Source organism: Curtobacterium sp. MCLR17_007 (assembly GCF_003234655.2).
Lineage (GTDB): Bacteria > Actinomycetota > Actinomycetes > Actinomycetales > Microbacteriaceae > Curtobacterium.
Genome location: NZ_CP126271.1, coordinates 2,592,125 through 2,612,270 on the forward strand (window position 1 = coordinate 2,592,125; position 20,146 = coordinate 2,612,270).

General features: G+C 70.9%; 18 protein-coding genes. 7 read left to right on the forward strand and 11 right to left on the reverse strand.

The annotated features are described in order from the left end of the window. The first annotated feature begins 12 nt into the window (after window positions 1–12). Window positions 13–1,455, forward strand: a complete 1,443-nt coding sequence (locus DEJ13_RS12195) for an APC family permease (RefSeq protein WP_111108272.1) — start codon at window positions 13–15, stop codon at window positions 1,453–1,455. Between the two features lie 126 nt (window positions 1,456–1,581). On the opposite strand, the gene DEJ13_RS12200 is transcribed toward DEJ13_RS12195, so the two are convergent. The 5 genes from DEJ13_RS12200 to DEJ13_RS12220 all read right to left on the reverse strand — a co-directional run bounded on the left by DEJ13_RS12200 (window position 1,582) and on the right by DEJ13_RS12220 (window position 6,428). Next, window positions 1,582–2,499: a hypothetical protein gene (locus tag DEJ13_RS12200; RefSeq protein ID WP_111108273.1), complete on the reverse strand. Its 918-nt coding sequence runs from the start codon at window positions 2,497–2,499 to the stop codon at window positions 1,582–1,584. 374 nt (window positions 2,500–2,873) lie between these two features. Further along, on the reverse strand, window positions 2,874–3,257 hold the full coding sequence (gene rplL, locus DEJ13_RS12205) for a 50S ribosomal protein L7/L12 (RefSeq protein ID WP_056118818.1): 384 nt from the start codon (window positions 3,255–3,257) through the stop codon (window positions 2,874–2,876). 51 nt (window positions 3,258–3,308) lie between these two features. Next, complete coding sequence (gene rplJ / locus DEJ13_RS12210; RefSeq protein WP_056118821.1) at window positions 3,309–3,824, reverse strand: 50S ribosomal protein L10; 516 nt, start codon at window positions 3,822–3,824, stop codon at window positions 3,309–3,311. Window positions 3,825–4,192: 368 nt separating this feature from the next. Further along, on the reverse strand, window positions 4,193–5,680 hold the full coding sequence (locus DEJ13_RS12215; RefSeq protein ID WP_220037531.1) for a sensor histidine kinase: 1,488 nt from the start codon (window positions 5,678–5,680) through the stop codon (window positions 4,193–4,195). A gap of 7 nt (window positions 5,681–5,687) precedes the next feature. Next, the gene (locus DEJ13_RS12220; protein ID WP_111105582.1) at window positions 5,688–6,428 is read right to left on the reverse strand and encodes a response regulator transcription factor; all 741 of its coding nucleotides are present in this window, start codon (window positions 6,426–6,428) and stop codon (window positions 5,688–5,690) included. Window positions 6,429–6,535: 107 nt separating this feature from the next. Between DEJ13_RS12220 and DEJ13_RS12225 the strand changes: the two genes are divergently transcribed. From DEJ13_RS12225 to DEJ13_RS12245, 5 genes are all read left to right on the forward strand, one after another. Further along, window positions 6,536–7,564: an acyl-CoA dehydrogenase family protein gene (locus tag DEJ13_RS12225; protein ID WP_111105583.1), complete on the forward strand. Its 1,029-nt coding sequence runs from the start codon at window positions 6,536–6,538 to the stop codon at window positions 7,562–7,564. Then, window positions 7,561–8,910: a PIG-L family deacetylase gene (locus DEJ13_RS12230; protein WP_258373966.1), complete on the forward strand. Its 1,350-nt coding sequence runs from the start codon at window positions 7,561–7,563 to the stop codon at window positions 8,908–8,910. The genes DEJ13_RS12225 and DEJ13_RS12230 overlap by 4 nt, the downstream gene beginning before the upstream one ends. Next, a complete protein-coding gene (locus tag DEJ13_RS12235; protein ID WP_258373967.1) occupies window positions 8,907–9,611 on the forward strand; it encodes a glycosyltransferase family 2 protein in 705 nt (234 codons plus the stop codon). Before DEJ13_RS12230 ends, DEJ13_RS12235 begins: the two co-directional genes overlap by 4 nt. 123 nt (window positions 9,612–9,734) lie before the next feature. Next, on the forward strand, window positions 9,735–11,273 hold the full coding sequence (locus DEJ13_RS12240; protein WP_111105585.1) for an ABC transporter permease: 1,539 nt from the start codon (window positions 9,735–9,737) through the stop codon (window positions 11,271–11,273). Window positions 11,274–11,428: 155 nt separating this feature from the next. Next, window positions 11,429–12,106, forward strand: a complete 678-nt coding sequence (locus tag DEJ13_RS12245) for an ABC transporter ATP-binding protein (RefSeq protein WP_111105851.1) — start codon at window positions 11,429–11,431, stop codon at window positions 12,104–12,106. A gap of 141 nt (window positions 12,107–12,247) precedes the next feature. Here the strand turns inward: DEJ13_RS12245 and DEJ13_RS12250 are convergent, their stop codons facing one another. From DEJ13_RS12250 to DEJ13_RS12275, 6 genes are all read right to left on the reverse strand, one after another. Further along, complete coding sequence (locus tag DEJ13_RS12250; RefSeq protein ID WP_111105586.1) at window positions 12,248–13,195, reverse strand: TolB family protein; 948 nt, start codon at window positions 13,193–13,195, stop codon at window positions 12,248–12,250. 223 nt (window positions 13,196–13,418) lie between these two features. Then, window positions 13,419–14,258, reverse strand: coding sequence for a carbohydrate ABC transporter permease (locus DEJ13_RS12255; RefSeq protein ID WP_056118842.1), 840 nt, complete (start codon window positions 14,256–14,258; stop codon window positions 13,419–13,421). Continuing rightward, window positions 14,251–15,246: a carbohydrate ABC transporter permease gene (locus DEJ13_RS12260; RefSeq protein WP_056118844.1), complete on the reverse strand. Its 996-nt coding sequence runs from the start codon at window positions 15,244–15,246 to the stop codon at window positions 14,251–14,253. The genes DEJ13_RS12255 and DEJ13_RS12260 overlap by 8 nt, the downstream gene beginning before the upstream one ends. Window positions 15,247–15,450: 204 nt before the next feature. After that, window positions 15,451–16,752, reverse strand: coding sequence for an ABC transporter substrate-binding protein (locus DEJ13_RS12265; protein ID WP_111105587.1), 1,302 nt, complete (start codon window positions 16,750–16,752; stop codon window positions 15,451–15,453). 107 nt (window positions 16,753–16,859) lie between these two features. Next, window positions 16,860–18,020 (reverse strand): Gfo/Idh/MocA family protein, encoded by a 1,161-nt coding sequence (locus tag DEJ13_RS12270; RefSeq protein ID WP_111105588.1) that lies wholly within the window; start codon window positions 18,018–18,020, stop codon window positions 16,860–16,862. Beyond that, on the reverse strand, window positions 18,017–18,763 hold the full coding sequence (locus tag DEJ13_RS12275) for a sugar phosphate isomerase/epimerase family protein (protein ID WP_220037532.1): 747 nt from the start codon (window positions 18,761–18,763) through the stop codon (window positions 18,017–18,019). The genes DEJ13_RS12270 and DEJ13_RS12275 overlap by 4 nt, the downstream gene beginning before the upstream one ends. A 142-nt stretch (window positions 18,764–18,905) precedes the next feature. Between DEJ13_RS12275 and DEJ13_RS12280 the strand changes: the two genes are divergently transcribed. Next, window positions 18,906–20,117, forward strand: a complete 1,212-nt coding sequence (locus DEJ13_RS12280; protein ID WP_111105590.1) for an ROK family protein — start codon at window positions 18,906–18,908, stop codon at window positions 20,115–20,117. The last annotated feature ends 29 nt before the right edge of the window (window positions 20,118–20,146 follow it).

Here is a 20,146-nt window from a genome sequence, read left to right on the forward strand (position 1 = left end):
CCACGAGGTCCCATGTCGTCCGCGCCACCCCGTCCTGCCCAGCCCCGTCCCGCTCGGACCCTCCGCCATCAGCTCGCGCGGCGCAAACCGATCGACCAGCTGCAGGCAGATGCGGCAGCCGGCGTCGACGGGCAGCCGCTCCGCAGGACCCTCGGCGTCTGGCACCTGACGATGATCAGCGTCGGCGCCACGCTCGGCACCGGGATCCTCGTCGTCCTCGGGACCGCGGTGCCGCTGGCAGGGCCGGCGGTCTGGATCTCGTTCATCCTGGCGGGCGTCGCGGCGCTGTTGTCGGCGCTGTCCTACGCCGAGATGGCCGGAGCCGTGCCGACCTCGGGGTCGAGCTACTCGTACACGTACGCGACCATGGGCGAGGGCATCGCCTGGGTCTGCGGCTGGTGTCTGGTCCTCGAGTACGCCGTCTCGGTCGCCGCCGTCGCCGTGGGTGCGAGCGAGTACGTCGACGAGACGCTGCGCGTGTTCGGCCTGCACCTGCCGACGGCCCTGTCGGCTCCTCCCGGTGACGGCGGCGTCGTCAACCTGCCCGCCGCCGTGCTGGTGCTCCTCGCCACCGCGGTGCTGCTGCCGGGTGCCCGCGAGAGCGCGTGGGTGAACACCCTCATGGTCATCGTGAAGATCGCGCTGCTGGTGTTCTTCGTCGTCGTGGCGTTCACCGCGTTCCAGGCGGGCAACTTCGAGCCGCTCGCGCCGATGGGTGCTGCCGGGGTCACCGCAGCTGCCTCTCGCCTGTTCTTCTCGTACATCGGCTTCGACGCCGCCTCGACCGCGGGCGAAGAGGCGAAGGACCCGCGCCGTGACCTGCCCCGGGCGATCATCGGGTCGATCGTGGTCATCACCGCGCTGTACATCCTCGTGGCGATCGCGGCGATCGGCGCCCGGCCGTGGGAGTCGTTCTCGTCGACGGAGGCCTCGCTCGTGCGCATCGTCGTCGACGTCACCGGTCGGCCGTGGGTGGCACTCGTGTTCTCGGTCGGCGCCGTCATCGCCATCGCCAGCGTCGTGCTGACCGTCCTGTACGGCCAGACCCGCATCCTGCTCACCATGGCGCGCGACGGCCTGGTGCCGAAGGTGTTCGGACGGGTGTCGGCGCGCACCGGCACCCCGATCGCCAACACCCTCATCGTGGGGGTCGTGGTGACGGTCGTCGCCGCGCTCGTCCCCCTCGGCGAACTCGCCGACGCGACGAGCATCGGCACCCTCGTGGCCTTCGCGCTCGTCAACGTGTCGGTGATCATCCTGCGCCGATCGCAACCGACGCTCGAGCGCTCGTACCGCGTGCCGCTGTTCCCGGTCGTCCCCGTCCTGGGCACCCTGTGCTGCGTCCTGCTCGCGGTCTTCCTCGGCGCGGGCACCTGGATCGCCTTCGCCGTGTGGATGCTCGCCGGCGCCGTGCTCTACGTGCTGTACGGCCGCCGGCACAGCACCCTCGCCTGATCCGCAGATCCGCTGAACCGCTGAGCCGCTGAGCCGCTGAGCCGCCTGCAACCCCGGGCCCCTTCTGCTCTTCCGGCGCCCCGATCGCCCGGATCGCCCGGATCGCCCGGATCGCCCGGAGACGGTTCACACCTGCAGTCCGTGGCCGCGGAGCAGTGCCCGCAGCCGATCGACGTCGACGAGGTGCCACCATCGCACCCGGATGAACGCGACGACGCCGGGCCGGATGCGGTCCTCGCGCTGCTTCTCGTGCCAGAGGACGTCCTGCGGCGTCCGACCGGCGAGCATGGTCGGGTCGGTGTACTTCTGACGGCCGTCGAACTCGATCACGATCCGCTCGGCGGGCAGCCACAAGTCCACTCGGTCGACGAATCCGTCGCTGACGAACTCGTGCTGCGGCTCGACTGCGGTGATGCCGAGTTCGGCGAGCCGAGCCGCGCAGAACGACTCACCCACCGATTCGTGACGGACGTCGCTCGTCTGGACGACCCGGTCGAGATGTACGCGCCCACGTCCGTCGAACCGGTCGGCGAACGCGGTCAACGCCGTCCGCGCCAGACCCCCGCGGAGCGCACTGTCGAGCACGATCACCGCCTGGGGGAACTGCAGGTCGAGGGCAGCTCCCACAGCGGTGCTGACCGGGTCCGCGAGCCGGGCCCCGGCGTACGTGTCGAGCGAAGTCGATGCGCGCTCCGGCTGGGGCGATGACCGGACGCTGACACCCGACATGCGCCGGCGCCCACCGTGGGGCACGGTGACCTGTACCCGGTCCGGCCACGGTCCGATGTGCGCCCATCCGCGGAGTGCCGCGGCGGACAGGTGCGAAATGACGCCGTCGTGCGGGAGCCTGGGCGTGACGGCCCGGACCAGGGTCAGATGTCGCGCGCGGGTGTCGAGTCGGTCCCACTCGTCGGGGTCGACGTAGACGCCGGGGACGAGCCGGGTCAGTTCCCGTTCGGCCGCCCGACGCTGGAGCCGTCGAGCAACGGTGCGGCCGGACGATGCGCGCCAGAGCTGCGGTTCGTACGAGGTCTCGATCTCCATGCACTCAGCGTCGTTGAGCCCGTCGACGCCTGGGACCGGGCGACCAGAACCGTGGATCGATCGTCACCGACCCCGACCTGTGGAGGAACCGGTCATGCACGTCGTGCGACATGAGTGCAGCGAAAGCGCGACGCTTTCGCTGCCGCGATGTCGCCCGGCGCCGGCTGGAACCGATGTCGGCGCATCGAGCGACGTCGCGGCACCGAAAGCGCGTCGCGGAACCGCCTGCGATGTCGCTTTTGGAGAGGGAACCCCCGCAGCCCCCCACAGCACGGCAGCACCCACCGCACCCACAGCCCCACCCACACAGCCCCCCCGAACGACGACGGCCGCCGCCCCGAAGGGCAGCGGCCGTCGTGATGAAGCGGATCGAATTACGCGACCTCGACCGTGGCGCCAGCGGCCTCGAGGGCTGCCTTCGCCTTGTCAGCGGCTTCCTTGTTCGCACCCTCGAGCACCTTGGCGTCGGGGGTCTCGACCAGGGCCTTGGCCTCGCCGAGGCCGAGCGACGTGAGGCTGCGGACCTCCTTGATGACCTGGATCTTCTTGTCGCCAGCCGACTTGAGGATGACGTCGAACTCGGTCTTCTCCTCGACCTCTTCGGCCGGGGCAGCAGCACCGGGAGCCGCAGCAGCGGCAACGGGGGCAGCAGCGGTGACCTCGAAGACCTCTTCGAACTTCTTCACGAAGTCCGAGAGTTCGATGAGCGTGAGCTCCTTGAAGGCCTCGATGAGCTCGTCCTGCGAAAGCTTCGCCATGATTTTCTCCTACTACTAGCTAGTACGTGTGGTTGATGAACGCGTGCCTGATCAGGCCGCGGACTCCTGCTTCTCGCGGAGGGCGTCCACCGTGCGGACGGCCTGCGAGAGGGGTGCGTTGAACAGGTACGCAGCACCGAACAGCGAAGCCTTGAAGGCACCGGCGAGCTTGCCGAGCAGCACTTCACGGGATTCGAGGTCGGCGAGCTTGTCCACCTCGGTCGCGGAGAGCGGGTTACCGTCGAAGTAACCGCCCTTGACCACGAGCTCGGGGTTCGCCTTGGCGAATGCACGCAGCGACTTCGCGACGGCGACGGTGTCACCGTGGACGAAGGCGAGAGCGGACGGACCGGCGAGCTCGTCGTCGAACGACGAGATGCCGGCGTTGTTCGCCGCGATCTTGGTCAGCGTGTTCTTCACCACGGCGTACGTGGCGTGCTCACGGATCGAGTTGCGGAGCTCCTTGAGCTGCGCGACCGTGAGACCGCGGTACTCGGTGAGCAGAACGGCGTTCGAGCTACGGAAGGACTCCGTGAGCTCGGCGACCGCAGCTTCCTTGTTCGCCATGGTTCTCCTTGGGGGTCTTGCCGGCTAGCCCCAGGTCCCCGGTTGCGACGTACACAACCACCACACGAAAAAAGCTCCGGCGCAGAGGCTCGGAGCTGCTCCCCCGCGAACGGAAGGAGTGGTTCGGAACACCTGCGCGGGCTGCCTCGTGAGAGAGGACCTTCGGTTGACGTGCATGCACGACAACGACCGGCGGTCTTTGGCTTCGAGAACTGTACCAGACGCCACGGGCGCCGCCAACCACCGGACGGGAGGCCCGGTGCCGGCCCGCCCCGCGCCTCCTGTCCGTCAGTAGGTCGGGTCCGAAAGGAAGTCGGATCGCGCGTTGGGGGTCGGAAGAACCGACCAACTACGCGCGATTCGACCTCCTACGCGCGGTCCGGCACGGTGGCCCATGATGCAGCCGAGTCCACCGAGCGGGCCGAGCCGTCGACATCCGCCTGCGGAGCGACGGCGGGCAGGTGCACGGTGAACACGGTGTCCCCCGGCTCGCTGGCGACCTCGACCGAACCGCCGTGGGCCTGCACGACCGCGTCGACGATGGCCAGCCCGAGGCCGGTCGAGCCCGCGCTCCGCGACCGTGAGCTGTCGGCCCGCGCGAACCGCTCGAACAGCTTCGGCAGGAACCCGGGGTCGATGCCCTGGCCGGTGTCCCGCACGGTCAGGTCCACGCCGGCGTCGCGCGTCGCGATGCCCACGGTGATGCGCGTGCCCTCGGGGGTGTGGGTCCTGGCGTTGGTGACGAGGTTGACGATGACCTGGTGCAGGCGAGCCGCGTCGCCGGGGACGACCACGGGCTGGTCCGGCACGTCCACGTCGATGGGGTGCTCCGGCGACGCCGCGTGCGCGTCGTTGACGGCGTCGAACACCAGCCCGGTCAGGTCGACGTCGTCGAACTGGATCTCGCGGCCCTCGTCGAGGCGCGCGAGGAGCAGCAGGTCCTCGACCATGCTCGTCATGCGCAGGGACTCGGACTCGATGCGGCCCATGGCGTAGACGACGTCCGGCGGCAGGTCCCCGCCCATGCGGCGGGTGAGTTCGGCGTACCCGCGCACCGAGGCCAGGGGCGTCCGGAGCTCGTGCGAGGCGTCCGCGACGAACTGCCGGACCTTCTGCTCGGAGCGTTCACGGGCCTGCATCGCGCCGCCGATGTGCTCGAGCATCCGGTTGAACGCGGTGCCGACACGGCCGACCTCGGTGCGCGGGTCGGTGTCCGGGACGCGCACGCCGTCGAGGGCGTCACTGCGTTCCAGGGGCATCCGAGCCACGGTCGAGGCCGTCTCCGCGACGCGTTCGAGGGGTCGGAGTGACCGGCGGACGACGACCGCTGCGCCGAGCGACGCCGCGAGCAGGGCGAGTGCGGTGACCGCGAGCACCACCCCGAACAGCTTCCAGACGCTCTCGTAGACGGGCGCCATCGGCAGACCGACGACGAGCACGGCGGGGCCGACCGTGGCCGCGGTGACCCGGTACCGACCCAGGTCGCCGCCGAGGTCGATCGTGTGTGGCTGCTTGTCGACCGTCACCGACCCGAGCGGCGCGACGACGCTCCCGGACAGGCGGTCGATGTCACCGTCGTTGTCGAGGACGCTGCCGACCACCGCGTCGCCGTTGAGGAAGTACACGGTGAGGGTCCCGGCGGCCTGCCCCGACGGTCGGCCGATGTCGAGACCGGGGCCGTTCCCGCCCTGCTGCTCCACCGAACGCTGCGCGCGACCCGTGGCGAACTGCAGCTGCTCGTCGATCGCGGAACGCTGGATCGAGAAGAGCGCGATGATGCTGCCCGCACCGATCACCGCGCTGACGGCGACGACGAGGGCGACGATGCTCAGGACGAGCCGACGGCGCAGGGTCACGGCAGGCTCAGGAGATCGGCTTGATGACGTACCCGACACCGCGGACGGTGTGGATCATCGGCTGCTCGCCGGCGTCGATCTTCTTGCGCAGGTAGGAGATGTAGATCTCGACGACGCTGGACTTGCCGCCGAAGTCGTAGGACCACACGCGGTCGAGGATCTGCGCCTTGCTCAGCACGCGGCGCGGGTTGCGCATCAGGAAGCGCAGCAGCTCGAACTCGGTGGCGGTCAGCTCGATCGGCCGGCCGGCCCGGGACACCTCGTACGACTCCTCGTCGAGCACCAGGTCACCCACGACGATGCGCGAGTCGCCGGCCTCGGAGACCGAGATCTGCGAGCGACGGATCAGTCCGCGCAGCCGTGCCACCACCTCTTCCAGCGAGAACGGCTTCGTGACGTAGTCGTCGCCGCCGGCCGTCAGCCCCGTGACGCGGTCCTCGACCGAGTCCTTCGCGGTGAGGAACAGCACCGGGGTGTCGTCGTTGTTCTGCCGCAGACGACCCAGCACCTGCAGGCCGTCGAGGTCCGGCATCATCACGTCGAGCACCATCGCGTCCGGCTTGAACTCGCGGGCCTTCGTCAGGGCGTCCTGCCCGCCGTTGGCACTCGTGACGTCCCACCCCTCGTAGCGCAGCGCCATCGAGAGCAGGTCGGTGAGGCTGGCTTCGTCGTCGACGACGAGGATGCGCAACGGCGAACCGTCGGCACGCGTGAGGCGCGGGGCTGTCTGCTGCTGGGAGATGGTCACGTCGTCGAGTGTCGGAGGGGTTCCTATGAGGCGTCTGTGGAGCGCCCCTCCACGGTCTGTGGATGAACCGTCATGATCCGGAGGACCGCCTCCGTAGGGTCGGTCCCATGATCCGTTCCGCCGCCTGGCCCGCCGACGCCACCGGCGTCGACGTCGACGCGCTCACGGCAGCGGCCGGGAGGGCCGGCTCGACCCCGTCCGACCGGCTCGCCCTGGCACGCGCGGTCGCGGTGACCACCCCGCCCCTGTCCGCGGGCACGGCAGGCCGGGCCTTCGTGACGCTCGCGGCCGTCGCCGCGGTCGACGTCGCCCTCGCCCGCACCGTTGAACCACACCTGGACGCGCTCGGGATCCTGGCGCAGGCCGGGGTCGCGGTGCCGGAGGGGTCGACGTGGGGCGTGTTCGCGGCCGAGGGCCCCGGGGTGCAGCTCACCGCGACGCCGTCGTCCGTCGGGGACGACAGCGTCGTGCTCGACGGCACGAAGCCGTGGTGTTCGCTCGCGTCGTCGTTGTCCCACGCGCTGGTCACCGCCCACGTCGAGGACGAGCGGCAGCTGTTCGCCGTGGACCTGCGCCAGGACGGTGTCGCCCCGCACGACGAGGCCTGGGTCGCACGGGGCATGCCCGACGTGCCGAGCGGCCCGGTGGACTTCGACGGGGTCACGGCCGCACCGGTCGGCGGTCCCGGCTGGTACCTCACCCGTCCCGGCTTCGCGTGGGGCGGCATCGGCGTCGCAGCCTGCTGGTGGGGCGGAGCCGTCGGCCTCGCTCGGGTCCTCCGTGACCACGCCACGCAGCGTCCGGACGCCGAACTGCTGCGCGTCGCCCTCGGTGCCGTCGTGACCGACCTGGCCGACGCCGAGGACGCCCTGGCCGACGCCGCCGCCCGGATCGACGGCGGGCAGGAGACGGACTGGGCGCTCCTCGCGCAGACCGTGCGCTCGCGGGTCCGGCGTGCGGTCGACGCCGTCCGCACCCGGGTCGTCAGCGCGGTCGGCCCGGGTCCGCTGACGTCCGACCCCGCCGTCGCGGCCCGGGTCGCCGACCTCGAGCTCTACGTCCTGCAGGACCACGGCGACCGGGACCTCGCCCGCATCGGCCGGATGGTCCTCGACCGCGGTGGTGTCGCGTGGTGAGCTTCGACCACCGCGAGCCGGGGACCGCACCCGAGGCCTGGACCGCCTTCCTCGAGACGGTCGCCGCGCGCCCCGTCGACCTGGCCGGGTCCGCCGCGGTGCTGGTCGTCGCGCCGCACCCGGACGACGAGACCCTGGGTGCCGGTGGACTCATCGCGACGGCCGCGGACGCCGGTTTCCCGGTGCACGTGGTCCTCGTCTCGCTCGGCGAGGGCTCGCACCCGGACTCGCCCACGACCACCCCGGACGAACTCGCGCGCCGCCGTGCCGTCGAGTTCCGCGACGCGCTGACGGAACTGCACCCCGACGTCACGGCCAGCTCCCTCGGGGTCCCGGACGTCGGGATCCGCGAGCAGCCCGAGACCTTGCGGGACGCCGTCGCCGCACGGCTCGACGCGACACCGGGTCGCACGCTGCTCGTGGCACCGTGGCGCGGGGACGGCCACCGCGACCACCGCGTCGCCGGCGAGGTCGCCGAGACGCTCGCCGCCGAACGGGACGACGTCACGCTGCTGTCCTACCCGATCTGGGCCTGGCACTGGGACGACGCCGACGCTCCGGCCGCCCCGTGGGACACCGCCCGGGCGCTCCCGCTGACGCCGGGGGTCCTCGGCCGCAAGCGCTCGGCGCTCGCAGCCCACCGCTCGCAGGTGCTCCCCCTCTCGCCGTCACCGGGAGACGAACCGGTGGTCGACGAGCGGCACGGAGCGCACCACCTGCGCGACACCGAGTGGTTCTTCGGCACGCCGCGGTCCCGCTCGCGCGAGTCCTTCGACGCGCACTACGCCCGGAAGCCCGAGGGGTGGGACTTCGACGGGTCCTGGTACGAGCGGCGCAAGCGTGCCGTGACCCTGGCCGCGCTCCCCCGCGAGCGCTACCGGTCCGCACTCGAGATCGGCTGCGCCACCGGTGTGCTGACCGCGGCGCTCACCGACCGGGCCGACGACGTCCTCGGGACCGACATCGCCGCGGCGCCCCTGGCCCGTGCGCAGGTCCGCGCACCCCGGGCACGCTTCGTGCAGGCCGCCCTGCCGGACGAGTGGCCCGACGGCGCGTGGGACCTCGTCGTGATGTCCGAGGTCGGCTACTACCTGTCCGCCGAGGACCTCGACCGGACGATCGACCACGTGCTCGCGTCCCTCGCCGACGACGGCGTCCTGGTCGCCTGCCACTGGCGACACCCCGACGACGAGGCCGTCTCGAGCGGTGACGTCGTCGACGCTCGACTGGCCGAGCGGTGGCCCCGCGCCGCCCTGGTCCGGCACGTCGAGGACGACTTCGTGCTGAGCGTGCTGCCCGGCCCCGGCGTGCGGTCCGTCGCCCGCACCGAGGGGCTCGCGCCGTGACGCCGCCGCACGCTGCAACACGGATCGACGTCGTGGTCCCGGCCCACCAGGAGGCCGACCGCATCAGCGCGTGCCTCGCGGCGCTCGACGCAGCGACCGTCCGGCTGGCGATCGAGCGGCCGGACGTGTCCGTCGGTGTCACCGTGGTCCTCGACGGGTGCACCGACGGCACCGCGTCCGTCGTGGCGCGGCACCTGGTGCAGACCCTCGAGACCGCGCACGTCGGGGTCGGACGGGCCCGGTCGCTCGGCGTCGCACGGGCACTGGCGTCCGGCAGCGCCGACCTGACCGGTCGGTGGCTGGCACACACCGACGCCGACTCCCGCGTGCACGCCGACTGGCTCGTGCAGCAGGCCGACGCCCTCGCCGACGGGTCGCACGTGCTGGTCGGCGCCGTCGTGCCCGACCCCGCCGACCTCGACCCCGAGGTGTTCGCCCGCTGGACCGTCGCGCACCCGCCCGGGGCGGCACTCGGGCACGTGCACGGCGCGAACCTCGGCGTCCGCGCCGACGCCTACGTGGCGCTCGGCGGCTTCGACCCCGTCCCCGAGCACGAGGACGTGCGCCTCGTCGAACGCGCCCACGCGCTCGGGCTGCGGGTCGCGGCGACGACCGACCTCCCCGTCGTGACCAGCGGACGCTTCACCGGGCGCACCCCGGGCGGGTACGCCGAGCACCTGCGTCGGACCTACGCCCCTTAGCCGTCTCTTGGGTACGGCATGGCCCGGTCATCGGGTGCGTCCCTAGCTTCTCCCCAGGTCGGCCCCGCCGCGCTCCCGACGCGCGACCGGTGACCAGTGCGCCGGCCCCCACCGAGGAGAAGCATGTTCCTGACCTACCTCAGGCGCGAACTCACGAACCGCAGGAAGCAGACCGCCGTCATCGCGATCGGCATGGCGCTCGCCATCGCCCTCGTGGTGATCGTGTCCTCGATCGCGGGCGGCGTGCAGGCCGCGCAGTCGAGCGTCCTGCAGTCCGTGTACGGCGTCGGTACCGACATCACCGTGACGAAGACCGAGACCCCCTCGTCCACGAACGGCGGACGACCGTCGTTCGACTTCGGCGACCAGGGCTCGTCGGGCAGCGGCAGCACCGATCTGTCCCAGTCCCGCCTGGCCGTGGCCCGCGGGACGAGCACGCTGACCACCGCGGACGTGGCGACCGTGACCGCGACGGACGGCGTCGCGGCGGCGACCGGGGTCCTGACGCTCGAGGACAGCACGTTCTCCGGCTCGGTCCAGCAGGGCGGCAGCGACTCCGGCGGCACGAGCACCGAGAGCGGCACATCCGACGGCACGAGCACCGAGCAGGGCCCGCCCAGCGGTGGCACCGGCGGCGGCGGCTTCGGCGGCGGCTCCTTCAGCGTCGACTCGTTCACCGTCACCGGCATCCCCGTCACCGGAGACACCGTCGGCCCGCTCACGAGCACCGAGGTCACGAAGGGCCGCGCGTTCACGGAGGCCGACGCCGGCAAGGACGTCGTCGTCCTCGACGCCGCGTACGCGAAGAGCGAGTCGAAGACCGTCGGCGACACCGTGTCGATCGGCGGGAAGGACTTCTCGGTCATCGGCATCGTGTCGTCCACCGGGTCGGCGAGCACCACCGGCTCGAACACGTACGTCCCGCTCGACACCGCCCAGGCGCTCGCGGACCTGGACGGCAAGGTCACGTCCGTGTACGTCTCCGCCTCGTCGTCGTCCGACGTCGCGACGATCAAGACCGCGCTGCAGAAGCAGCTGTCGAGCGCCACGGTCTCGACCGAGTCAGACCTGGCCTCGAGCGTCTCCGGCTCCCTGTCGACCGCGTCGACCCTGGTCTCGAACCTGGGCACCTGGCTGTCGGTCGTCGTCCTCGCGGCGGCGTTCCTCATCGCGATCCTGTTCACGATCTCGGGCGTCACCCGGCGCACCCGTGAGTTCGGCACCCTCAAGGCGATCGGCTGGTCGAACGGCCGGATCACCCGGCAGGTCGCCGGCGAGTCCCTCGTGCAGGGGCTGATCGGCGGCGTGATCGGGACCGCCGTCGGCCTGCTCGGCATCCTCGTCGTGAACGTCATCGCCCCGACGATCTCGGCCAGCGCCTCGGCGTCGACGGGCACCGGTCCCGGCGCCGGGAGGATGCCCGACGGTGCTGCCACGGCCGCGGCGGGCAGCGGCACCGCGGGGAACGTCCCGGCCGGCGGGTTCGGCGGCGGCGGGAGCACCGCGTCGACCACGGACGTCGTCCTGCACGCACCGGTGACCGTCGAGGTGGTCCTGCTGGCGATCGGGCTGGCGGTCCTCGGTGGACTCGTCGCCGGTGCCCTCGGCGGCTGGCGCGCGAGCCGGCTGCGTCCGGCCGAGGCCCTGCGGAGCGTGGCGTGATGCCCCGTCCGACCGGCGCGACCGCATCCGGCGCCACCGTGCCGGGCACTCCCGACACCACCGCGACACACGAGCACGAGCCGACCCGAGGAGCCACCGTGACCAGCACCGAGACCGCAGCGTCCGCAGCGGAGGCGAGCCGGGCCTCCCGGCCGATGTACCGCCTGACGAACGTGCGCAAGACCTACCGGCAGAAGCAGCGGACCGTCACCGCGCTGACGGACGTCGACCTGACGATCCCGCAGGGGCAGATGGTCGCGGTGCAGGGACCGACCGGCGGTGGCAAGTCGACGCTGCTGCAGATGCTCGGCGCGCTGGACCGACCGACCTCGGGATCGGTCGAGCTCGGCGAACACGACGTCGCGACGCTCGGCGACCGGGCGCTGACCGCCGTGCGTGCCACCGAGATCGGGTTCGTGTTCCAGAGCTTCAACCTCATCCCGACGCTGACCGCGCTCGAGAACGTCGAGACCGCGTTCGCCGGTGCGCTCGCGAACCGGAGTCGCGCGGAGATCCGACAGCGGGCGGCCGACGCGCTCCGGGAGGTCGGCCTCGGCGAGCGCCTCGACCACCTGCCGGCGGAGCTGTCCGGAGGCCAGCAGCAGCGGGTCGCGATCGCCCGTGCCCTGGTCAAGAACCCGAGCGTGCTGCTGGCCGACGAGCCGACGGGCGCGCTCGACGAGGGCACCCGCGACGAGATCATGGGGCTCATCGAACGACAGTGGCAGGACCGCGGGCTGACGGTGGTCGTCGTGACGCACGACTCGTGGGTGGCGCGTCGCGCCGAGCGGCGCCTGTACCTCGAGAGCGGCCAGGTGCGCGAGGCACGGTAGCGCGGTCCGGGGCGGCCGGGAGGCCCGGTGCGCGTCCGACGCGCGCCGCGCCTCCGTCGGCTGGTCGTCCCCACTGCACCCCCGCGCGGACAGCGCGCCCCGTCCCCTCGGGGCGCGATGACCGTGCCGGGGTGCGACCCGTCAGGGGCGCGGCCCCGTCGGGTAGTCGCAGTAGGCGAACCAGCGCGAGTCCGGAGCCCACGGCGGGACGTTGACCGTTCCCTGGCCGCCCTCGAGCGTCACGAGCGTCTCGGGGAGGACTGCGATCCGGGCACCCCGCACTAGGACGCCGGGGAGCAGCCGGAGCTCGACGCGCTGGTCGGCCGGGTGACCCTGCACGCCGGGCTCGTACGACAGGTACAGCAGGTGCGCACCGTCCGGCGACACGTGCGGGAACCAGTTCACCCGGTCGTCGGCCGTGATCCGCACGGGCTCGGTCGCCCCGGGTCGGCGGGACACGAGCTGCGCGGTCCCGGGGCTGAACACCTCGGAGTTGTACACCAGCACGTCGCCGGCGAACGAGCAACCGTCCGACGGGAACGCGTCGCGGGTGACGAACGTCGTCTCGCCCGTCGCCGGGTCCACCAGCGCGACGTCCGTCGTCCAGACCCCGTCCTCGCTGAGCTCGCCCACGATCGCCGCGAGCGAGGACCCGTCCGCCGCGACGCCGTGCAGGTAGTACTTCCGCCGCACGGGCAGCACGGCCGCGGCGTCGGTGAGCTGTTCTGCGGTCCCCCCGGCGGGCAGGGGCACGCGGTACAGCTCGCCGTTCCGGGCACTGACCACGACGGAGCCGTCGGACGGGTCGAGCACGTGGTCGTTGTTGATCTCGTCGACGCCCGGCATGGGGACCGGCATGAGCGCGGACTCGTCGAGGACCGTGTCGTCGCCCGGGGTCGGCAGCCGCAGCAGCCACAGGTCCCCGTCGCCGTTGAGCACGAGGGTGTCGGCGTCGAGGACGTTCGGCGCTTCCACCAGCACGGTGCTCGACTCGAACACGAGTCGGCTCGTGCGCGCCTCGATGTCGTACACGTGCACGCGGCTGGTCTGTCCGGGCAGCAGCTGCCGCCCGCGGGTGGTGTCGCTCATGGTTCCATCCTGTCGTGTGGTGGCCCGGTCCGGCGCCGTCGGGGGCCCACTCCGGCGCCCGGTCCGGCGCCCGGTCCGGCGCCCGGTCCGGCGCCCGGTTCCGTGTGGCGTCGCACAACCGACGACGGTCCGCACCACGGGAAACCGTGGTGCGGACCGTCATGGGTTGTGCGACGCCGATCGGCATCGCCGACGTCATCGCGCCGATCAGTCAGTCAGCGGCCTACTTCACCGCTCCGGCGGTCAGGCCGGCGACGAACTGGCGCTGGACGATCAGGAACGCGATCACGACCGGGATGCTCACGACGAGCGACGCCGCCATGATCTGGTTCCAGTACACGTTCGTCTGCGTCGAGTACTGCTGCAGGCCGACCGCCAGGGTCTGCCCGTTGCCGTTCGTCATGACCGAGGCGAACAGCACCTCACCCCACGCCGTCATGAACGAGTAGATGCCGACCGCCACGAGACCCGGACGGGCCGAGGGCAGGATGATCCGGAACAGCGCACCCATCGGACCGGAGCCGTCGACCATGGCGGCCTCGTCGAGTTCACGCGGGATCGTCTCGAAGTAGCCCGCGAGCATCCAGATCGAGAACGGCAGCGTGAACGTCAGGTACGTGATGATCAGGCCGGTCCAGCTGCCGACGAGCTGGATGCCCAGCGAGTTCCCGAGGTTCGTGAAGATCAGGAACAGCGGGAGCAGGAACAGCACGCCGGGGAACATCTGGGTCGAGAGCACCGTCGTCGTGAAGGCGCTCTTGCCCTTGAAGTTCCACCGCGACACCGCGTAGGCGGCGAACGTGGCGATGATCAGCGAGAACACCGTCGCGACGGTGCAGACGACGAGCGAGTTGATGAAGTACTGCCCCAGCGGCACGGTCGACCACATGTCGATGAACGGCTGGAAGGTGATGTTGGTCGGGATCCACGTGAAGTCGTTCTGCACGTCACCCAGCGGCTTGATCGCCGTGGTGACCATCACGTAGAGCGGCACGACCGTGAACACGGTCAGGAGTGCCAGGACGATGACCTTGAAGGACTTGGCGCCCACTGTTTCACGCACGGACGGACCTCCGGTTGGTCACGGCGAGGTAGATGCCGGTGACGACGAGCAGGAAGAGGAGCAGCAACACGCTCATCGCGGCACCGGAACCGAAGTTCCAGGTGATGAACGACGCGTTGTAGATGTGGAAGCTGAGCAGGTCGGCGGCCGGTGGCTGCGCCGTCGAGCCGAACAGCACGTAGGGCGTGTTGAAGTCGTTGAACGTCCAGAGGAACATCACGAGCACGAGCGTCACGTTGACCGGGCGGACCATCGGCAGCGTGATCGAGCGCCACTGGCGGAACGGCTTGGCACCGTCGACCGAGGCAGCCTCGTACACGTCGGCCGGCACGGACTGCAGGCCGGCCATGAGCATGAGGAACGCGAAGGGCCAGGTCTTCCAGATCGCGACGACCACCACGGCCACGAAGGCGTTGTTGCCGATCAGCCAGAACGGCCCGCTGCCGCTGACCAGGTGCAGCTGGTCGACCAGGATGTGGTTGATCGCACCCGAGTCGCGCTGGAACATGAACTTCCAGGTGATCACGCCGGCGTACATCGGCAGCGCGTAGGGCACCAGGAACAGCGTGCGGAACAGGCCACGGCCCGCGAACGGCTTCTGCAGCGCGACGGCCGCCGCCATGCCGAAGCCCCACGAGAGGCCGACCACCAGGATCGTGAACGCGACGGTGATCAGGAACGAGTTGAGCAGTCCCTTGCCGATCGCCTGGTTGAAGTCGACCGCGACCGCGTAGTTGTGCAACCCCGCGAAGGGCGCGGCACCCCAGTTGGCGATGAAGTACTTGGTGAGCTGGATGAACGAGATCCAGATGCCCGTGAGCATCGGCACGATGTGGATCAGCAGCTCGAACAGGATGGCGGGGCCGACGAGCGCGTAGGGCAGCCACTGGCGGCGGCGCTTCCCGCGGGGCGGAGGCGACGACAGGGTCGGCGCCTTCGTGCGGGTCAGGTCGAGGGCCTCGGGTTCCGGCAGGACCGTCGTGGACATGGGCAGGGCCTTTCGGCTGAGGGAGTTCGGGAGAGCCGGCGCCGTGGCAGCGGCGGTCGCCGCGATGCGGCGGACGGGAGGCTCGGGGTGCGTGGGCCGGTCGGCTCACGGCCGGCGCTGAGCCGGGTTGTCATTGCTGTGGCGGGGGCGGAGACCCGGGGCGGACCTTGCGGACGCGCCCCGGGCCTCCTGGATGTGGCTGGATCAGCCGTTCGCCTGGGACACCTGGTCCTGGGCGGTCTGCAGCGCGGACTTGATGTCGCTGTCGGACACCGTGCCGCCGGTGGCGATCTTGGCGAACATGTCGTTCATCGCCTTGCCGACCGTGGACTCGAACTGGTCCTCGGCGGGGACCAGCGGGAGCGGCTTCGCCTTGTTGTTGTAGATGTCGAGGAACGTCTTCGTCTGCTCGTCGGTGACCGAGTCAGCAGCCGAGGCGAGCACCGGCAGGGCCGAGTACGGCTTGTCGAGCGTCGACTGCGTGTCGGCGCTCGTCATGTACTTGACGAACTTCAGCGCGCCGTCCTTGTTCTTCGTGTTCTTGAAGATCGACAGGTTGATGCCGGCCGGGAAGCTCGCGATGTCCTTGCCGCCGGTCGGGGCCGGGAAGGGGACCACGCCGAAGTCGTCGGCGGACATGCCGTTCGACGTGATCGTCGCGTTCGCGTTGTTCTGCGTCAGCATCATCGCGGCCTTCTTGTTCGCGAAGTCCGAGACCGCCTGGGTGCCGTTGTCGTACTGGGCGTTCGAGGTGTTGACGACCTTGTCGCTCTGCATCAGGTCGAGGTAGCGCTTGATGCCGTCGACGTTGGCGCTCGAGGTGAAGGTCGGCTTGCCGCTCTTGTCGAACCACTCGCCGCCGTTCTGCGCCGAGTTGATGAACGCGAAGTGCGCGTTCTCCGTGTACGAGCCACCGGCGATGGTGAAGCCGTACTTGCCGCCCGTGGTGAGCTTCTTGGCGTCGGCGGTCAGGTCCTCCCACGTGGTGGGGGCCTCGATGCCGGCGTCCTTGAACATCTGCTTGTTGTAGTACAGGCCGTAGGCGAGACCGTAGAGCGGGACGCTCGTGACGGTCTTGCCGGGGGCGCCACCGGTCGACAGCGCGACCTTGCCGAACTTGTCGGCGCCGCCGATCGACTTCATCTCCGAGCTGCCGAACTCCTGGAAGGCGCCGGTGGCCTGGAGCGAGGTCGCCCACGTGTTGCCGATGTTGACCACGTCCGGGCCCTGGCCCGAGGTGACGGCGGTCTGGATCTTCGTCTGCAGGTCGTTCCAGCCGATGACCTGCAGGTCGACCTTGATGCCGGTCTGCTTGGTGAACTGCTTGAGGACGGGGGTCAGAACCTCCTTGTCGTTCTGCAGGGAGGTGCCCTGGTTCGACGCCCAGTAGGTGAGCGTCTTGGAGTCGCCGGACGAACCGGACCCTCCGGCGGAGCAGGCTGCGAGGCCGGTCACGGTGAGTGCCGCGGCCGCGGTGATGGCCAGTGCGCGGATGGCAGTGCGCATGACTCTCTACTTTCTCGTCGTTGAGATGGTGCAGGGATGGAGCGTTCGGGTGCTGCTGTGTGGTGCTGTCGTGCGTGTGGTGCTGTCGTGCTCGGTGTTCTCGCGGGTCAGACCAGGGTCTGCTCCGCGGGGTCCCAGCCCTCGTCGAGGGTCTGGGAGGGCGACACGGTGCTCGTGACGAGCACCGCCTCGCCACGTTCGGCGGCCTCGGCGATGGAGACCATCACGTCGAGGACGTGGAAGGCGAGCGCACCGGGGACGCGGTTCGTCTCGCCCGCGCGCAGGGAGCGGGCCAGGTCGACCACGCCGGTGCCGCGCGAGTACGTGGACCCGACGGCCGGGATCGTCTCGGGCTCGTCGGCGCCGAGCGCGTACAGCTCGGTGTCGCCATCGAAGTTGTTCGGGTCGGGGAACACCACGGTGCCCGTCTCGCCGGCGATCTCGACGACACCCGTGCGGCCGCGGTCCGACTCGAACGAGAACACGCTCTGCGCGCTCCCGCCGTTCTCGAACTCGATGAGCGCGGAGTGGTTCGTCGGGACGTCGACCGGGAACTCGGTCCCCGCCTTCGGCCCGGAGCCGATCGTGCGGGTGGCACGGGACTTCGACGCGGTCGCGGTGACCTTCGACACGGGGCCGAACGCCTGCACCAGGGTGGTGATGTAGTACGGGCCGATGTCGAACAGCGGGCCGGCGCCGTACGCGAACAGGAACTCGGGGCTCGGGTGCCACGACTCCGGACCGGGGCTCTGGAACAGCGTCAGGCCGTTCAGCGGCGTCCCGATGCGGCCGTCGCGGATCGTGCGGAGCGCGGTCTGCAGCCCGGCGCCGAGGAAGGTGTCCGGCGCGACGGAGACCGTCAGGCCGGCGGCGGCAGCGGCGTCGCGGAGCTGGGTGGCGCTCTCGCGGTCGAGGGCGTAGGGCTTCTCGCCCCAGACGTGCTTGCCGGCGGCGATGGCCTGCAGCGCGACCTCGACGTGCGCGGCCGGGATCGTCAGGTTGACGACGATCTCGATGTCGTCGTCGGCGAGCAGCTGCTCGACCGATCCCGACTCCGGCACGCCCCACTTCTCGGCCTGGGCAGCGGCGCGGGGCTCGTCGATGTCGGCGATGAACCGGACCTGCACGTCGGGGAAGACCGTCAGGTTCGACAGGTACTGGTCCGAGATGACCCCGGCGCCGATCACGCCGACGCCGACCGGGCCGGTGCGGCGGGCCGTGGCGGACGCCGTGCTGTCGGCCGGAGCGGTCGTGGTGGTGTCGGTCATGCGCGGGCCCCCTGCAGGAACGAGTACGAGTCGGTGACGGCCTGGAACACGTCGCCGTCGTGGTCGTCGAGCTCCACGACCTGCTGCGCGTCCGGTGCGGCCGCGATGATGTCGCGGATCGGCATGATGCCGTTGCCGACGGCGACCTGGCGCTTGTCGTCGTGCGAGCCGTCGCCGTCCTTGACGTGCAGGAAGCGCACCTTGTCGCCGAGCGTGCGCAGCACGGCCACCGGGTCGTCACCGCCGACCTTCGCCCAGTAGGTGTCGAGCTCGAGCACGACGTCGTCGGAGAGCGCGTCGGCGAAGACCTGGTAGGCGCTGACGCCGTCGATGCGGTTCGAGAACTCGAACGCGTGGTTGTGGTAGCCGAGCGTCAGGCCGTGGTCGGCGGCACGGGGGGCGAGCACGCTGAGTTCGCGGGCGATGGCCTCGACGTCCTCGCGGGTGGTCCAGCGGGCCTCGTCGATGTGCGGGTCGATGAGCGTCTCGGTGCCGACCTGCGCCGTGGCGTGGAAGATGCGCTCGAGGTCCTGCTCACCGGCGTCCAGCAGTCGGGCGTGCCCGCTCGGTGCAACCAGGCCGGCGTCCTGCAGGGCCGTGGCGTACTCGTCGGCGCGGTCCACGTAGCCGAAGAGCTCGACGTTCGTGAAGCCGATGCCGGCGATGCGCTGCAGGGTGCCGGGCAGATCGGCACTGAGCGCGTCGCGGACCGTGTAGAGCTGGACCGAAAGCGGTTGGGTCACCAGTGTTCTCCTCGTCGAGTGGCGTGGTCGTCTCTGACCGTTCGTCACACTACGAGCACTTCTGTCGGCCGTCAAGCAGAAGTCCGCAGATGTTCGACGCACTTCGTTGCGTGCCGCATTCGAAGTGTGTTTCACTCGCACCATGGTCGACTTGGCACGGACGGCAGCGACGCCGCCGGTCGGGACGAGCGAGCTCTTCCAGATCCTGCGCGACGGTGTGCCGCGGACCCGGTCGGAACTCGCCGCACTGACGGGAGCAGCACGCTCGACCATCGGCGTGCGCCTCGACGCCCTCGTCGACGTCGGCCTCGTCGGCGCGGTCGAGACGGCCGCGTCCACCGGTGGACGCCCGCCCGCACAGGTCGCGCTGCGGCCCACCTCCCGCCTGGTCATCGCCGCCGACCTCGGCGCCTCGCACGGCCGCGTCGCCGTGACCGACCTCGTGGCGCAGCCGCTCGCGACCCGGGAGGCCCGGATCGACATCGCCGCCGGCCCCGTCCCGACCCTGACCTGGCTCGTCCAGGCGATCGACGAACTGCTCGACGAGATCGGTCGTGCACGTGACGACGTCATCGCCATCGGGATCGGTGTGCCCGGTCCCGTCGAGTTCTCGACCGGACGCCCCGCGAACCCGCCGATCATGCCCGGCTGGGACGGGTTCGACGTCCCGTCGTGGCTGCGGCAGCACATCCGGGCGCACGTCCTGCTCGACAACGACGTCAACATCGCGGCCCTGGGTGAACGCGAACACGGCTGGCCGGGCGTCGACCACCTGCTCTTCGTGAAGGTCGCCACGGGCATCGGGTCGGGCATCGTCTCCGAGGGTCGCCTGCAGCGCGGCGCGCAGGGCACCGCGGGCGACATCGGGCACGTGCGGGTCTCCCGCGCCGGTGACGTCCCCTGCCACTGCGGCAACACCGGGTGCCTCGAGGCAGTCGCCTCCGGACCCGCCATCGCCCGCGCACTCCGCGACAAGGGCCACGACGCCAACTCGAGCGCGGACGTCATCGCCCTGGTGAACCGCTCCGACCTCGACGCCATCTACGCCGTCCGCCAGGCCGGCCGCGACATCGGCGAGGTCCTCGCCACCTGCATCTCGCTCATCAACCCCCAGGTCATCGTGCTCGGCGGGTCGGTGACCCAGGCCGGGGAGCACCTGCTCGCCGGCGTGCGCGAGGTGGTCTACTCGCGCTCGATGCCGCTCGCGACCGAGCACCTCGTCATCGCGCCGTCGCGTGCCGGGGGCATGGCGGCCCTCCAGGGTGCCGCGTCGCTCGCCATCGGCTACGCGCTCTCCCCCGCGGGCGTCGACGAACTCGTCGCCTACGCCGAGGGCCGTCAGCTGGTGTCCTGACCGCGCGCCGGATTCGCGTCCGTCACCGG

What these genes read in the sequence shown, in the direction of transcription:
- rplL (WP_056118818.1), bottom strand. Translation starts at nt 3,257, where the DNA reads ATGGCGAAGCTTTCGCAGGACGAGCTCATCGAGGCCTTCAAGGAGCTC.
- DEJ13_RS12195 (WP_111108272.1), top strand. Translation starts at nt 13, where the DNA reads ATGTCGTCCGCGCCACCCCGTCCTGCCCAGCCCCGTCCCGCTCGGACC.
- DEJ13_RS12280 (WP_111105590.1), top strand. Translation starts at nt 18,906, where the DNA reads ATGGTCGACTTGGCACGGACGGCAGCGACGCCGCCGGTCGGGACGAGC.
- DEJ13_RS12260 (WP_056118844.1), bottom strand. Translation starts at nt 15,246, where the DNA reads ATGTCCACGACGGTCCTGCCGGAACCCGAGGCCCTCGACCTGACCCGC.
- rplJ (WP_056118821.1), bottom strand. Translation starts at nt 3,824, where the DNA reads ATGGCGAACAAGGAAGCTGCGGTCGCCGAGCTCACGGAGTCCTTCCGT.
- DEJ13_RS12270 (WP_111105588.1), bottom strand. Translation starts at nt 18,020, where the DNA reads ATGACCGACACCACCACGACCGCTCCGGCCGACAGCACGGCGTCCGCC.
- DEJ13_RS12200 (WP_111108273.1), bottom strand. Translation starts at nt 2,499, where the DNA reads ATGGAGATCGAGACCTCGTACGAACCGCAGCTCTGGCGCGCATCGTCC.
- DEJ13_RS12250 (WP_111105586.1), bottom strand. Translation starts at nt 13,195, where the DNA reads ATGAGCGACACCACCCGCGGGCGGCAGCTGCTGCCCGGACAGACCAGC.
- DEJ13_RS12225 (WP_111105583.1), top strand. Translation starts at nt 6,536, where the DNA reads ATGATCCGTTCCGCCGCCTGGCCCGCCGACGCCACCGGCGTCGACGTC.
- DEJ13_RS12265 (WP_111105587.1), bottom strand. Translation starts at nt 16,752, where the DNA reads ATGCGCACTGCCATCCGCGCACTGGCCATCACCGCGGCCGCGGCACTC.
- DEJ13_RS12245 (WP_111105851.1), top strand. Translation starts at nt 11,429, where the DNA reads ATGTACCGCCTGACGAACGTGCGCAAGACCTACCGGCAGAAGCAGCGG.
- DEJ13_RS12240 (WP_111105585.1), top strand. Translation starts at nt 9,735, where the DNA reads ATGTTCCTGACCTACCTCAGGCGCGAACTCACGAACCGCAGGAAGCAG.